This is a genomic window from Haloprofundus sp. MHR1, from assembly GCF_005155585.1.
Lineage (GTDB): Archaea > Halobacteriota > Halobacteria > Halobacteriales > Haloferacaceae > Haloprofundus > Haloprofundus halophilus.
Window position 1 is genome coordinate 2,860,993 of the sequence record NZ_CP039833.1, and the last position, 14,465, is coordinate 2,875,457.

Sequence of the window (14,465 nt, forward strand, 5' to 3'; positions counted from 1 at the left end):
TTCCGAGGAATCGTAGTCGTGCGCCCGCGAGCTCAGTCCAGATATCCCAAATCGCGTAGCGTCTCCTGCACTTCGTCGCCCGCCGTGTCGCCGCCGCCGGACGTCGCCGTCGCCGGCCCCTCCTCGACGCTGCGCTGCTGGGGTTCGCCGATGAGAATCGCCCGCAGGACGTCGCCGTCGATGTCTCGGGGGACCGGCGCGCCGAACCAGTGGAGGATGGTCGGCGCGAGGTCGTACAGCGTGCAGTCGAACCGGCCGGAGCTGAACCCGTCGCCCCACGCACCGAAGACGCCCTGCCTGCGGTGCGTCGCCAACCACTCGGTCCGCTCGCCGAAGACGCGACCGCCGACGGCCTCGGGCGCGTCGACGCCCGTCGCGTACTCGACGACGAGGTCCGGCGCGCGGTGCAGCTCGCCCGTGTAGACGTCGTCGGGTTCGTGAACCGCCGATACGACGGGGTCGCCGTCGGGCGTCTCCAGCGACGAGAGCGCCTCCGACAGCGACGTTCGGTAGGCTCGTTTCGCCGCGTCGCTCTCGAAGGCGGCGTCGTTCAGGTAGATGGGGCCGCGGCCGAGCGAGATGGCTCTCGTCTCCGCCCAGTCGATGGGCGCGTCCTGGATGGCGACGCGACCGCTCTCGCTGGGGAAGAAGCGCTGCAAGGATTCGGGAATCAACCCCTGCGCGAGGTTGACGAGGCCGAGGCGGTCGACGAGGCGCTTGAGTCGCTCGCGTGTGATGCCGACGGAGGCGAGCGCGTCGCGGCCGCCCGCGTCGTCGACGGCGAGGTCGCCGCGCTCTACGAGCCACTGGTTGACGAGAAACGTCTCGTCTATCTCGGTGAACCCGTGGTCGCTCATCAGAAACACCGCCTCGGCGTCCTCGCGGTCGAGCAGCGCCGCGATGCGGCGGTCGATGCGTTCGTACAGTTCCCGAATCATCTCGGGCCGGTCCCAGAGCCGGTGCTGGACCGTGTCGGTGACGAAGACGGTGAGGTGGACGAGGTCGCACGCTTTCTCGTCGGCGAACCACTCGGCGGCGTCGAAGCGCTGGTCGGCGAGCGTCTTCGCCTCCGAGACGAGTTCCTCGGGCGACGCCTCGTCGAGGACGAGGTCGGGTTTCGTCCGGTAGTCCGGTACCGCGTCGAGGAGTTCGGCTTTCAGCGATGCCGGTTTCGTGAACTCGCCGCGCTCGGAGGCGGGACTGCCGGCGACGGTCAGCACGCCGTCGTCGGTGTTCGGCGGGTGCGTCGTCGGCATGTTGACGACGGCGGGGGTGAATCCCTCGTCGGCCAACACGTCCCAGTACTCCCGCGAGCGGAAGTTCGAGGAGTCGTTCGTCGTTATCGACTGCGACTCGCGGTCGAAGCCGAACCACTCGTAGACGCCGAGCTTGCCGGGCGTCTTGCCGGTCGAGTAGCACTTCCAGGCGGGGAAAGTGATCGGCGGGAGCGTACTCTCTAAGTTCCCGGAGACGCCCTCGTCGGCGATACGGGCGAATCCCGGGAGGTCGCCCGCGTCGATACCGTCGCGGAGCAACGACCAGTCGGCCCCGTCGAGTCCGACGACGTAGACGGTCATGTCCGGGCTATCGGCACACCCGCGTTAAAGTGCTTCGAGTACGGTATCGAACGCCTCAGCGAAGCCGTTCGTGCGGCTCTCGGCGTCGAACGTCGCCCCGCGCTCCCGAGCGCGCGACGAGAGGTCTCGTCGCTCCGAGCCGTCGCGCTCGAAGTACGCGACGACGCCCGCAGCGAGCGCCTCGGGAGCGGGGTCGACGACGAGTTCGGGCGAGAGCGCGCGGGCCTCCGACCGCGTCCCCGTCGTCTCGGTGACCAGCGGCGGCAACCCGGCTCGCATCGCTTCGAGCACGCTCACGGGGAAGGTGTCCATCCGCGACGGCTGAACGTACAGCGAGGCGGGCGCGAAGGCGTCCGCGAGGTTCTCGACGTAACCGCGGACCTCGACGCCGGGCGTCTCGGCGTACGACTCGGGGTGACCGCCGCCGACGACGTGCAGTTCCGCGTCGGGAACCGACTCGCGGACCGTCGGCCACGCCTCGACGAGCATGTCGACGCCCTTGTAGCGCCACGGGCGGCCGACGGTGACGGCGACGTCGTCGTCGAGCGCGGGGGAGACGCCGCCGAGCGCGTCGTACACCTTCGGTTGGATGAACGGATGAGCGACTTCGATGGGCGTGTCGGGGCCGACGACGGGTCGCGTGAACTCGGCGGCGAACTCGGAGACGGCGACGACGCCGTCGATAAACCGAGAGCCGACCGCGCCGACGGCCGGTTTGCCGAAGCGACCGACGAGCGATTTGAACCCCGAACTCCCCTCGAACTCCGACTGGCCGAGGCTGTAGAGGCCGTGGTCGGCGCAGAGGTAGACGAGCTTCGAGCGACGGACCGCACGGTGGGCGAGCGCCGCGTACAGCGGCCGAGAGCCTTCGACGAGGTACACGTCGTACGAGGGGTAGCGAAGCCCGTTGTACACGTCGCCGACGAGGCTGTCGGAGAGCGGGCCGAGCGAGTGTCGCTGGAAGTCGACCAGGTCGGCGTCGATGGCCTCGGCGAAGCCGCGGTGGGCGGGGTGGGGGTCCTGATACAGCATCGCGACCCGTGCGGTCCGTCGATTCACGGGAGAAGCGGCGAGCGAGAGGGGTATAAATCCGCTGGACTCCGCCGGACGCCGCCGCGCCGTCGACGGCGGTTCTGACACGCAAACGATATTACCGTTCCTCCGAAACGACCGTTATGGACTCTCCGCCCAACGTCCTCCTCGTCGTCTGCGACACCCTCCGCGTCGACGCCCTCTCCCGTTACGCCGACGACGCGCCGCCGACGCCGAACCTCGACCGCCTCGCCGCCGAGGGGACGACGTTCGAGAACGCGTTCGCCGTCGGGTCGTGGACGCCGCCCTCGCACGGCGCGCTGTTCACCGGCCGGTATCCCTCCGAGACGGGGTTCGCCGGCGCGTGGCCCTCGCTGTCGGACGACGAGACCACGATGGCCGAACGGTTCCGCGACGCGGGGTACGACACCATCGGGATTCCGGGGCCGTCGAAGATGGGGTCGCCGGTCGGTCTCGACCGCGGCTTCGACGAGTACTACGAGGTGTACGAGGAGATGGCGAAGCGACCCTCGCTGCGGTATCTCGGACAGCTGCTCACCGACGAGTTCGTCCGCCGCGACTTCGCGCGCCTCGCCACCCGCGGCAACGACTACTACACAGAAATCAAGCTGGAGAAGCTCCGCCGGTTCGTCGCCGAGGCCGACGCGCCGTGGTTCGCGATGGCGAATCTCACTACCGTTCACGCGCCGTACTGGGTACCGAAGCCGTACATGCGCGAGGAGACGCCTGAGTTACGCAGACCGTTCTTCCCGCTGCTGGAGGAGTTTCGCCCGTCGGCGGTGCGGCTCGACCGCGACGACGTACGGCCCGAGCGGCTGTTCGCGGCGGCCGACGGCGCGTCGGCGACCAGCATCGCGATGCGGCAGTACGAGACCGGCGAGTATCTCACGGACGCGGAGCTCTCGGTGCTCAGGGCGTGGTACCGCGCCTGCGTCCGGTATCTGGACGCCCGACTCGGCGACCTGTTCGACTGGCTCGACGAGACGGGCCGGCGCGAGGAGACCCACGTCGTCCTCACCTCCGACCACGGCGAGTGCTTCGGCGAGCACGGGACGATGTACCATGGGTACTTCCTCCACGACGAGTTGCTGCACGTTCCGCTGGTCGTCAGCGGTCCCGAAGTCCCCGCCGGAGAGCGCCGCTCGGACCTCGTCTCGCTCGTCGACGTCTTCGACACGGTCTGCGACCTCTCGGGCATATCGGCACCGGAGGCGACGAGCGGGCGGGCGCTGTTCGCCCGCGACGCGGACGACGGGAACGAGTCGAACGACGACGAGCGCAACGCGGTGTTCGCGGAGACGGCGGTTATGGACGAACGTGACCGGGAGGCCGCCGCAGAGGTGTCGAGGGAGACGCTTTCGGCGTTCGAGACGGGCAAGAAGTCGATTCAGACGGCGACACATCGCCTCGAGCGACGGTCGGACGGGAGCGAGCGACTGTACGACGTGCGGACTGGCGAAGAGACCGACGACCCGGCACTCGCGGATTCGTTGCGGGAGCGGTTGGTCGGGACGCTCGGCGAGGAGTTCGTCGTCGACGGGGAGGACGAACGGGAGTACAGCGCGGGCGTCGAGCGGAACCTTCGGGAGCTCGGCTATCTCGATTAGCCCGCCGTCGGTCGACCGGAGTGGACGCCTCCAACGAAGTAGATAGGGAACGTTTTACCGACCAAGCCTGTGCGGGAAACCATGCGAACCCTGTTGGTCGGACTCGACGCCGCCAGTCTGCCCGTCCTTCGACCGCTGTTCGACGACGGGGACCTGCCGACGCTCCGCTCGCTGTTCGACGAGGGCGCGGCCGCGCCGCTGGAGTCGCAGATTCCGCCGTGGACCGCGAGCGCGTGGCCCTCTTTGTACACGGGGAAGAACCCCGGCAAACACGGCGTCTTCGACTTCCTCTCCTTCGACGGGTACGAGTGGGATATCGTCAACTCGACGGACGTGAAGGCGCGGACGATGTGGGAGTACGCCGACGAGGCAGGCCTGACGAGCGTCGTCGTCAACGCGCCCGTCACCGACCCGCCGCGGGAGTTCGACGGCGCGCTCGTGCCGGGGTATCTGGCCGCCGAGAAACCGCGCTGTCATCCCGAGGGACTGCTCGACGACATCGAGGACGACGTGGGGCCGTACCGCGTCTACGCCGAACGAGAGACCGACGAACGCCGCAGCGACGAGGCGAAGTTCCGCGACTACGTCGAACTGAGCCACCTTCGAGGGCGAACGTTCCGCTACCTCGCCGACCGGTTCGACCCCGAGTTCGGCTTCGTTCAGTTCCAGAAAACCGACGCCGTCTTCCACGACTTCCCCGACGACCGGGCGAAAGTCCGCGACATCTACCGCGCCGTCGACGAGGAACTCGCCGAGATTCTCGACGCCTGCGACCCCGAGGCCGTCGTCGTCGCCAGCGACCACGGGATGGGCGAGTACGACGGCTACGAGTTCCGCGTCAACCAGTTCCTCAAGGAGCGAAACCGGGTCGTCACCGCTCGCGGCGGCCAGGACGTGCCCTCGTGGTTCCAGATCAAGGATAGCGAGTTGACCGACGAGTCCGAATCGAGTGAGGAAAACGGCGACAGCGGTACACAGTTACTCTCGGCCGTCGCCGCCGCGGCCGCGCGCGCGGGACTGACCTACCAGCGCGGAAAGGCGATTCTTGACCGCGTCGGTCTCGCGGAGTTCGTCGGCCGCCACGTTCCCGTCTCCGTTGTGTTCGCGGCCAGCGAGTCCGTCGATTTCGCCGCGTCGGAAGCCTATCTCCGCTCGCCCTCTGAGTTGGGCGTTCGGTTGAACGCCGAAGGGAGAGAGCCCGAGGGAACGATTCCCGAAGGCGAGTACGACGCCGTCCGCGAGGCGCTGATGGAGGAGTTGCGCGCAGCGACGACGCCCGACGGAGAGCCGGTGTTCGAGCGCGTTGCTCCGCGAGAGGAGGTCTTCGAAGGGCCGTACGCCGAGGAAGCGGTCGACATTGTCACCGTCCCTACCGAATTCGAACACTCGCTGTCGGCACTCGTCGGCGAGCAGTTCGGCGACCCCGAACCGTGGAACCACAAACTCGACGGCGTGGTTTCGGTGTCGGGTTCGGGCGTCGATGCCGACGCCGACCTCTCGGGCGCACATCTGTTCGACGTCGCGCCGACCGTGTTGGCGACGCTCGGTATCGCGCCGGACGTCGAGATGGACGGCGAGACGCTCCCCTGTGTCTCCGGGCCGGAACCGGAGACGTACGCGGAGTTCGACGTCGGCGGCCGGGTGCGGACCGACGACGACGAGGTGGCGAGTCGACTCGCGGATTTGGGGTATCTGGAGTGACTCGCCGCCCGAGAGACCGAACGGCTTTTACTCGGAACCAACATCGCTTCCGGCATGATTGTCCTCGGCTTGGACGGCGCGACCCACTCGCTGATTCGTCCGTGGGTCGACGCGGGACACCTCCCGACGTTCGCCCGCCTCTACGAGGAGAGCGTCCACGGCGACTTGGAGAGCACCATCCCGGAGATCACGGTTCCGGCGTGGCCCGCCTTCGCCACCGGTAGAAACCCCGAGCGACTCGACGTCTACGGCTTCACGCACTTCAACCGCGAGACGCGCGAGTTGGACCTGAGCCACGACGAGTTCGTCCCCGGAAAGATGTGGGACGTCGTCGACGACCAGGGCGGCCGCTGCGTCGTGTTCAACATCCCCGGGTCGTACCCGTGGCAGGCCATCGACGGCACGATAATCGCCGCCGCGCCCGAGTACAAAGAGAGTTACAGCTACCCCGAGGAGCGCTGGGAGGAGTTGGAGTCGGTCGTCGGCGACTACAAGCTCAGAAACGACGCGACCCCCGGAAGCCGGAACTACGTCGACCAGAGCCTCTCGCTCGTCGACAAACGCTTCGACGGCTTCGAGCACTTCATCGAGAAGGAGGAGCCCGAGTTGGCGGTCGGCCTCGTCCGCGCGACAGACCGCGTCGCCCACCACTACTGGGGGACGGACACGCTACCGCCCGCCGACGAGTCGAACCCGATATTCGAGGTGTACCGCCGCGTCGACGAGCGCCTCGGCGAGTTCCTCGACGCCCACGAAGACGAGGACGTCGTCGTGATGAGCGACCACGGCTTCGAGGCCGTCTCGAAGAAGTTCGCGCCGAACTACGCGCTGTCGCAGGCCGGACTCGTCCGCCTCAACGAGAGCGGCGACGGGAAGAAGCAGGCGCTCGGGAAACTCCGCGACGCCGCCAGCGACGCGCTCGGTCGGGTCGGCCTGCTGACGCTCGCGCGCAACGTCGTCCCCGAGAGCTACGTCGCCGACCTCCCGACGGGGTCGACGCTCGGTCTCGACAACGCCATCAGCCTCGGTCGCATCGACTGGGAGCGGACTCGCGCCGTCGCCGACATCGGCCAGAAGACGACGATGGTGTACGCGCTCACCGACGACGCCGACGAGCGCGCTGAAATCGTCGCCGAAGCCCGCGAAGCACTCGTCGACTCGGCCGACGACGCCGGACTCGACGTGCGCTTCGTCGAACTCGACCGCGGCGGACCGCACACGCCGGACCTCACGATGGTCATCGAGACGCCCGAGGTCCACGCCTCCTCGCGGTTCGACGTGGAGTCGCCGCTGTTCGACGCCTCGACGAGCGGCCACGCTCGCAACGGCATCTTCTTCGCGCGCGGTCCGTCGTTCCGCACCGGCACCGTCGACGGCGCTCGCATCACCGACATCGCGCCGACGGTGCTGCACGCGCTCGGCCGGGCGCTCCCGAACTCGATCGACGGCGACGTGCTGGACGTGTTCGCCGCCGGAAGCGACGCCGCGCAGCGAGAGCCCGAGTACTACGACTTCGCCGGCGAGAGCGCGGTCAACGAGGGCGGCGTCTCCGGCGACGACGAACGCGAGACGGAGGTCAAATCCCGCCTGCGCGAACTCGGCTACCTCGAATAATGAAGGTCGGCGCGGAGGTCTCGAAACGGTTCGTGGCGAACGTCTTTGGAACCGTCGCCGGATTCGCGGGGACGGTGTACTTCACGCGCCTCTTGGGGACGTCGGGTCTCGGCGTCTACGCCATCTTCACGAGTTTCCAGATGGCGGCGGCGACACTCGTGACGTTCGGGCTCTTCAGCGCGCTCACCAAGCGAGTCAGCGAGGGCGAGAACGAGGCCAAACACTTCACGAGCGGTGTCCTCATCGTCCTCGTCGGAACCGCCATCTCTGCCGTCGCGTTCGCGGCGGCCGCGCCGCTCGTCAACGGGATTCTCGACGCCGACGCCGCGCTGCTCGTCCCGCTCGGCATCCTCTCGTGGAGCCTCATGCGAGTGGCCGGAGCGTTCCTCGAAGGGAAGGGGAAAGTGGCGCTGGCGGGCTTCATCGAGAACGGGCGCTACGTCGTCATCGTCGGCATCCAGACCGCGCTGTTGCTCCTCGGGTACGAGGTGTACGCGCTGCTGTGGGGGCTCGTCCTCGGGCAGTTCGCGACGTTTCTCGTCGCCTACCTCGGCTACGCGCGCGTGATTCCCGCGTTCCCCTCGCGCGAACTCCTCGGAGACTTCCTCTCCTTCTCGAAGTACACCTACGTGCAGTCGCTCGGGTCGCAACTGTTCAAACAGGCCGACTACATCGTCCTCGGCCAGCTGTTCGGCAGCAGTGCGGCCGGGCTGTACAAGCTCTCGTTCACGCTGACGGAGGCGGCGATGCTGTTCTCGTCGGCGCTGTCGGACGTCTCGTTTCCGGAGTTCTCGCGGCTCGAGGCGAGCGACCGCGCCGAGCGCATCCGCGAACTGCTCGCCAAGTCGGTGACGTACGCCGGCCTGTTTGCCATCCCGGCCATCGGCGGCGGCCTCATCGTCGGCAACGACATCCTCTCGGTTATCTACGACGTCGACCCCGGAACGGTCTCGCTCGGCGCCGTCGGCGCAGTCGGCGTCGGTAACCTCCTCATCGCCGTGCTGGCGCTGGCGAACCTCTCGAACGGCTACCGGAGCGTCCTCGAATCGTACTTCCTCGGGACGAACCGTCCGCGAATCAGCGCGCTGAGTTCGGTCGTGCTCATCGCGACGTACGCCGTTTTCGTCCTCCCGCTGGCCGAACTGGCCGGCACTATCGGACTCGGCCTCGTGACCACACTCAGCTTCGGCGGGAGCTGTCTACTGCTGTGGTGGAGTCTCGAGTACAGACCCACTCGAGAACTGCTCGCCGACGTGGGGAGCCAACTGGCGGCGACGCTGTCGATGATGCTCATCGTCGGCGCCGTTTACGCGCTTCTCGGGGGCATCTCGGGACTGTTCACGCTCGGCGTCGTGCTCGGCGTCGGCGGCCTCGCGTACTTCGCCTCGTTGCTCGTGACGAACGGTCGACTCAGAAACGACGCGTGGTGGGTCGTACAGGACCTGAGAGGCGAGATTCGCTAACGTTCGAAGAGTCCCGTATCATAAGGCTTATGCGGGTTTTCCCAGTCCTTTCGGCCAATGAGTCATCGAACAGAGAGCGTCGAGGAGACTGAGAACTCCTACCTCGACCGCCTCGAAGACTGGTACCACGTCCCCGCCCTCCTGGGTGTGGTTGCCGTCATGCTCTACTACCGGTTGCAGGGCTACGGCAACTACATCGAGAACGGTACCGTCGTCTTCTCGGGCAACGACGCCTGGTACCACCTCCGCGAAGTCGAATACACCGTCAGACACTGGCCCTTCACGATGCCGTTCGACCCCTGGACTTACTTTCCGTACGGCACCTATCAGGGACAGTTCGGGACCCTGTACGACCAGATCGTCGCCACCGTCGCGCTGGTCATCGGCCTCGGTAGCCCGAGCGACCAACTCGTCGCCAAGACGCTGCTCGTCGCGCCCGCGGTCTTCGGCGCGCTGACCGCGATTCCGGTGTACTACATCGGCAAACGGCTCGCCGGCCGGTTCGCCGGTCTGTTCGGCGCGGTCATCCTGATGCTGCTCCCGGGGTCGTTCCTCCGACGCTCGCTGGTCGGCGTCTCTGACCACAACGGCGTCGAGCCGCTGTTCATGGCCGTCGCCGTTCTGGCGTTCATGGTCGCGTTCACCGTCGCCGAGCGCGAGAAACCCATCTGGGAACTCGTCGACGCTCGCGACCGCGACGCGCTCCGCTCGCCGCTGAAGTGGTCCGCCCTCGCCGGCGTCGCCCTGGCGATGTACATGTGGGTGTGGCCGCCGGGCGTCCTCCTCGTCGGTATCGTCGGGACGTTCCTCGTCGTGAAGATGGTGAGCGACACCGTCAACGGCGAGTCGCCCGAACCCATCGCCTTCGTGGGCGCGGTGTCGATGGGCGTCGCGGGCCTCTTCATGCTCCTCCGCATCGACACGTTCGAGTTCAGCGCGACGCAGTTCTCGCTCATCCAGCCGGTGCTGGCGTTCGCCGTCGGTGCGGGGTCGGTGTTCCTCGCGTGGCTCGCCCGCGAGTGGGAGTCGCGCGACCTCTCTATCGCGCTGTACCCGGTCGCCGTCGGCGGCGCGATCGTCGTCTCGCTCGGCCTCATGGCCGTCGTGCTCCCGGACGCGTTCCAGCAGCTGACGAACAACTTCAACCGGATTCTCGGCTTCAGCGCCGGCGCGCGAACCCGGACCATCAGCGAGGCGCAGCCGTTCCTCGACCCGAACACCCTCTCGCAGTTCGGGACGACGGCGACGATGCAACTGCTCAGCGAGTACGGCCTCGCCATCTTCACCGGCGTCGCGGCGGCGACGTGGATGCTCGCGAAGCCGCTGCTGCGCGGTGCGGACCCGCGTAAGGTCGGGTACGTCGCCGGCTCCGTCGCCGTCGTCGGCCTCCTGTACCTCGTCCCCGCGGTGCCGAAAGCCGTCGGCGGCGCGCTCGGCATCGACCACGCCCTTCTGGGTCTCGTCGTCGTCTTCGGGCTCATCGTCGGTGCGACGCTCCTGACGACGTACCGGGCCGAACACCTGCTCGTCGTCGTCTGGGCGGCGTTTCTGACCGCGGCGGCGTTCACGCAGCTGCGTTTCAACTACTACCTCGCGCTCGTCGTCGTCGTGATGAACGCGTTCTTCCTCGGAGAGGTGCTCGGCTATCTCGGCCTTCGGAAATCCATCGCGCGCGCCACCGACGACATCGAAGCGTACCAGGTGCTCGCCGTCGCGACGGTCATCGTGCTCGTGCTCACGCCGGTGCTTCTCGTTCCCCTCGGGGGAGGCCAGGGCGCACAGACGGCGACAGCCCAGCAGATCGGGGCCGCGAACCAGCCCGGCGCGTACACGCAGTGGCAGGGGAGCCTCGAGTGGATGGCGAACAACACGCCCGCGGAAGGCGACTACGGCGGCGCTGGTAACGCCGACCAGTTCGGCTACTACGACCGCTTCGAGCGTCCCGCCGACGGTGACTACGACTACCCCGAGGGGGCCTACGGCGTCATGTCCTGGTGGGATTACGGCCACTGGATAACGATGGGCGCAGAGCGGATACCGAACGCGAACCCGTTCCAGCAGGGCGCGACCGCCGCGGCGAACTTCCTGCTCGCGCCGAGCGAGGAGCGGTCCGAGGAGGTGCTCGCCAGCCAGAGCACCGAAGGCAACCAGACGCGCTACGTGATGGTCGACTGGCAGATGGTGACGCCGGGCGAGAAGTTCGGCGCGCCGACCGTCTTCTACGACGACGAGGAGAACATCTCGCAGTCGGACTTCTACCAGCGCGTCTACGCCGAAGGGTTCAGAGGGAGCTTCTTCCTCAAGGACCAGCGCTACTACGACAGCACGATGGTCCGTCTGTACGAGTACCACGGCAGCGCGATGGACCCCCAGCCGTTCGTCGTCGACTGGGAGCCGACCCCCGCCGTGAACCAGCAGACCGGCGAGGAGGTCACCGTGCCGACGCCCGCCGGCGAGGGTGAGAACGCGACGCTGTTGCGGACGTTCGACAACATGAGCGCCGCCCGCGACTTCGTCGAGGAGGACGGCACCGCCCAGGTCGGCGGCGTCGGGCCGTACCCCGAAGAGCGCGTCGAGGCGATGGAACACTACCGCCTCGTGAAGGCCAGCGAGTCGTCGGCGACGCAGTCGCAGTCGTACTTCCGCCAACTGCTCAGCACCGGCCAGATAACGGGGCTGAACGCGCAGTTCCTGACGCAGACGCCGCCGCAGTGGGTCAAGACGTTCGAGCGCGTCCCCGGCGCGACGGTCGAGGGCAGCGGCGCACCCGCCAACAGCGAAGTTCGCGCGGCGGTCCAGATGGAGATGGGCGCGGGCGAGACGTTCACCTACGTCCAGTACGCCGAGACCGACGCCGACGGCGACTTCGAGCTCACGCTGCCGTACTCGACGACCGGCTACGACGAGACGGGCGACGAGTACACGAACGTCAGCGTCCGCGCGACCGGTCCGTACTACGTCAGCACGCAGGCGACCGAGAACGAGTCGGGCGATTCGGTCGTCTACGACGGGACGGTCGACGTCTCCGACGCGAAAGTCGTCGGTGAAGACGGCAGTCCCGCGACCGTCGAACTGACCGAGTCGCCCGTGCAAGACGGGAGCGACGACTCGGGCAACGAGACGGTCGGTAACGGGACGGTCGACAACGCCACCGGCGAGAACCCATTCGGCAACGAGAGCGTCGAGGGCGAGTCGGGCAACGAGACCGGCAACTCGACCTCGTCGAACGAGTCGACCGCCGCCGGAAACGACTCCGAGAACAGCACGTCGCTCGTCGCTCCCGACGCGACGACCGCTCGCGGCGCGGCGACCGCACTGGTGACCGCTCCGGCGGCGGTGTGGGGCTAACTCGATGGCCGACGGAGAGACGGTTTCGGACGTGAACACGGTGTCGGGAGGCCTACGCGGGTGGCTCGGCATCTACCTCAGAGGCGTCTGTATGGGTGCCGCTGACGCGGTGCCCGGCGTCTCCGGCGGCACCATCGCGCTCATCACCGGCATCTACAAGCGCCTCATCGACGCGGTGACGGCCATCGACGTCGACAACGTACTCCGCGTGCTCCGCGGCGTCACCGGCGACAGCAGCGACGCGTTCGCCTCGCTGCGGGAGATGGACGCCGCGTTTCTCGTGACGCTCGGCTTTGGTATCATGACGGCCATCGTCACTATCACGGGTCTCGTCGAAGTCGCCGTCGAGACCGTTCCGGCCCCGACGTTCGGGTTCTTCTTCGGTCTCATCGCGGCGTCGGCGCTCGTGCTCGTCACGGAGGTGTCGGTCGACACGCCCGGCCGAATCGCGGCCTCCGTCGCCGGCTTCGCCCTCGCGTTCGTCGTCTCCGGCGAGGCGCAGTCGGCGCTCGGACACAGCCCCGTCGTGACGTTCGTCGCCGGAGCCGTCGCCATCAGCGCGATGATTCTCCCCGGCGTCTCGGGGTCGCTGCTGCTGCTCATCCTCGGGCAGTACTTCTACATGACCGACACGCTCTCGACGTTCCGGGACGGCGTGTTCGGCCTCCTCGGAGGCGGCACCCTCGACGCGCTGGCCGGTCCGTTCGTCACCATCGTCACGTTCTGTTCGGGCGCACTCATCGGCCTGTTCACCGTCGCCCACGCCGTCGACTGGGCGCTCGAACACCACCGCGAGGCGACGTTCGCGTTCCTCATCGCGCTCATCTTCGGCGCGCTCCGCGCGCCCATCTCGCAACTGTCGACGAGCCTCGCCGAACACGGCGGGTCGTGGACGACGGACGTCCTCGTCGCGTTCGCCGTCGCGGCGCTCGTCGGCGGTGGACTGGTCGTCGTCGTCGACCGGGTCGCCGGCATTGATCTCGACTGAAAATCCGGATTTTTGCCCCTCTCGAGTCCTGACGCGGGACCGGGAGCGCTTCAGAGAGACACGACGCAGAGGAACGTCTCCGTCCGCGACTCGGCGCGGTCGACGGAGAAACCGGCGTCTTCGAACGCCGAGGCGGCGTCGCCGACGCTGTAGCGTTCGTCCCTCGGCGGACCCGCCCTGCCCGCGCCGGTCGCACTCCAGTCGACGGTGACGACCCGACCGCCGGGTCGGAGCACCCGAGCGAGCTCCGCGAGCGACTCCGCGCCTGCGAACTCGTGGTAGGTCATCGTCGAGAACGCCGCGTCGAGCGCGCCGTCGTCGAACGGGAGCGACGCCACGTCGGCGACGACGGTTTCGACCGACTCGGGGAGCCCCTTCTCGCCGTAGAGGTCGTGCATCGCCTCCTGCACGTCGACGGCGTAGAGGTGACCGACGTGCGGGGCCACGTCGTCGGTGTAGAACCCGGTCCCGCTCCCGAGGTCGGCGACGGTCATCTCGGGGTTCGGTCGGAGCGCCGACAGTAGCTCTTCCGCCGAGAGGTGGCGGTAGCGACTCGCATCTTCCAGCGCGTCGGCGCGGTCGATATCGAACGTGTGGAAACCCATAGTGCCCGTTCGCGCGGCGGCGTAAGGAAAGTATCGGGTGCGACGAGTTCGACCCGTGAGCGAAACGTCGAACCGCTCCGCCCGAGAGTCGGACCCGCGAACGTCGGAGACCGACGCCGCGAGGAGCCGTTCGGTTGGCGGTCGTCCGGCTACAGGTCGTCGAGCTGTATCGTCTCGTCGAGGACGAGCCGCGGCCCCGCACCGGTCTCCAAGAACTGCTCGGCGTCCGCGAGGGTTCGCTCGCCCGCCTCGGAGTCGAAGGCGGCCGACATCGCCTCGCTGTCCTCGAAGTACAGTTCGAGCACGCCGTCGTACTCGGTGCGTTCGGGGTCTTTCGGTATCGACGTGACGTACTTCTGCAGCCCCGGCATCTCCTCGGCGATGGGGCTGTGCTCGTTCAACCAGTAGTCGACGAACTCCTCGTGGCTCATCCCGTCGCGGCGCACCAGCAGTTCTACCAGTTTAATCATACAGGACCCTCCGTGAGGGACGACTTCCCTCTATCGGTT

At 67.7% G+C, this 14,465-nt stretch carries 10 protein-coding genes; 6 read left to right on the top strand and 4 right to left on the bottom strand.

What is annotated here, in order from left to right; all coding sequences use genetic code 11:
- Nucleotides 1–32: 32 nt before the first annotated feature.
- Entirely contained in the window at nt 33–1,577 is a 1,545-nt protein-coding gene (locus FCF25_RS14525) for an alkaline phosphatase family protein (RefSeq protein WP_137049193.1), read from the bottom strand.
- A 24-nt stretch (nt 1,578–1,601) separates the two neighbouring features.
- Nucleotides 1,602–2,636: a glycosyltransferase family 4 protein gene (locus tag FCF25_RS14530; RefSeq protein WP_117591147.1), complete on the bottom strand. Its 1,035-nt coding sequence runs from the start codon at nt 2,634–2,636 to the stop codon at nt 1,602–1,604.
- Nucleotides 2,637–2,752: 116 nt separating this feature from the next.
- Here FCF25_RS14530 and FCF25_RS14535 point away from each other — a divergent pair, with 116 nt between their 5' ends.
- The 6 genes from FCF25_RS14535 to FCF25_RS14560 all read left to right on the top strand — a co-directional run bounded on the left by FCF25_RS14535 (nt 2,753) and on the right by FCF25_RS14560 (nt 13,351).
- Nucleotides 2,753–4,237 (top strand): sulfatase, encoded by a 1,485-nt coding sequence (locus FCF25_RS14535; RefSeq protein WP_137049194.1) that lies wholly within the window; start codon nt 2,753–2,755, stop codon nt 4,235–4,237.
- Nucleotides 4,238–4,318: 81 nt separating this feature from the next.
- Nucleotides 4,319–5,938 (top strand): alkaline phosphatase family protein, encoded by a 1,620-nt coding sequence (locus FCF25_RS14540; RefSeq protein ID WP_137049195.1) that lies wholly within the window; start codon nt 4,319–4,321, stop codon nt 5,936–5,938.
- A 54-nt stretch (nt 5,939–5,992) separates the two neighbouring features.
- On the top strand, nt 5,993–7,552 hold the full coding sequence (locus tag FCF25_RS14545; protein WP_137049196.1) for an alkaline phosphatase family protein: 1,560 nt from the start codon (nt 5,993–5,995) through the stop codon (nt 7,550–7,552).
- A 32-nt stretch (nt 7,553–7,584) separates the two neighbouring features.
- Nucleotides 7,585–9,015: an oligosaccharide flippase family protein gene (locus tag FCF25_RS14550; RefSeq protein ID WP_254425864.1), complete on the top strand. Its 1,431-nt coding sequence runs from the start codon at nt 7,585–7,587 to the stop codon at nt 9,013–9,015.
- Between the two features lie 57 nt (nt 9,016–9,072).
- Nucleotides 9,073–12,363, top strand: a complete 3,291-nt coding sequence (locus FCF25_RS14555; protein WP_137049198.1) for an oligosaccharyl transferase, archaeosortase A system-associated — start codon at nt 9,073–9,075, stop codon at nt 12,361–12,363.
- Nucleotides 12,364–12,367: 4 nt separating this feature from the next.
- On the top strand, nt 12,368–13,351 hold the full coding sequence (locus tag FCF25_RS14560) for a DUF368 domain-containing protein (RefSeq protein ID WP_254425865.1): 984 nt from the start codon (nt 12,368–12,370) through the stop codon (nt 13,349–13,351).
- A gap of 50 nt (nt 13,352–13,401) precedes the next feature.
- Here the strand turns inward: FCF25_RS14560 and FCF25_RS14565 are convergent, their stop codons facing one another.
- Both FCF25_RS14565 and FCF25_RS14570 read right to left on the bottom strand, forming a co-directional pair.
- Entirely contained in the window at nt 13,402–13,956 is a 555-nt protein-coding gene (locus FCF25_RS14565; RefSeq protein ID WP_137049199.1) for a class I SAM-dependent methyltransferase, read from the bottom strand.
- A 149-nt stretch (nt 13,957–14,105) separates the two neighbouring features.
- Entirely contained in the window at nt 14,106–14,426 is a 321-nt protein-coding gene (locus tag FCF25_RS14570) for an EthD family reductase (RefSeq protein ID WP_137049200.1), read from the bottom strand.
- Nucleotides 14,427–14,465: the final 39 nt, after the last annotated feature.

Bases quoted from the DNA above. Each gene is read 5' to 3' on its own strand.
- FCF25_RS14525 (WP_137049193.1), bottom strand. From the start codon at position 1,577: ATGACCGTCTACGTCGTCGGACTCGACGGGGCCGACTGGTCGTTGCTC.
- FCF25_RS14570 (WP_137049200.1), bottom strand. From the start codon at position 14,426: ATGATTAAACTGGTAGAACTGCTGGTGCGCCGCGACGGGATGAGCCAC.
- FCF25_RS14560 (WP_254425865.1), top strand. From the start codon at position 12,368: ATGGCCGACGGAGAGACGGTTTCGGACGTGAACACGGTGTCGGGAGGC.
- FCF25_RS14545 (WP_137049196.1), top strand. From the start codon at position 5,993: ATGATTGTCCTCGGCTTGGACGGCGCGACCCACTCGCTGATTCGTCCG.
- FCF25_RS14535 (WP_137049194.1), top strand. From the start codon at position 2,753: ATGGACTCTCCGCCCAACGTCCTCCTCGTCGTCTGCGACACCCTCCGC.
- FCF25_RS14565 (WP_137049199.1), bottom strand. From the start codon at position 13,956: ATGGGTTTCCACACGTTCGATATCGACCGCGCCGACGCGCTGGAAGAT.
- FCF25_RS14540 (WP_137049195.1), top strand. From the start codon at position 4,319: ATGCGAACCCTGTTGGTCGGACTCGACGCCGCCAGTCTGCCCGTCCTT.
- FCF25_RS14555 (WP_137049198.1), top strand. From the start codon at position 9,073: ATGAGTCATCGAACAGAGAGCGTCGAGGAGACTGAGAACTCCTACCTC.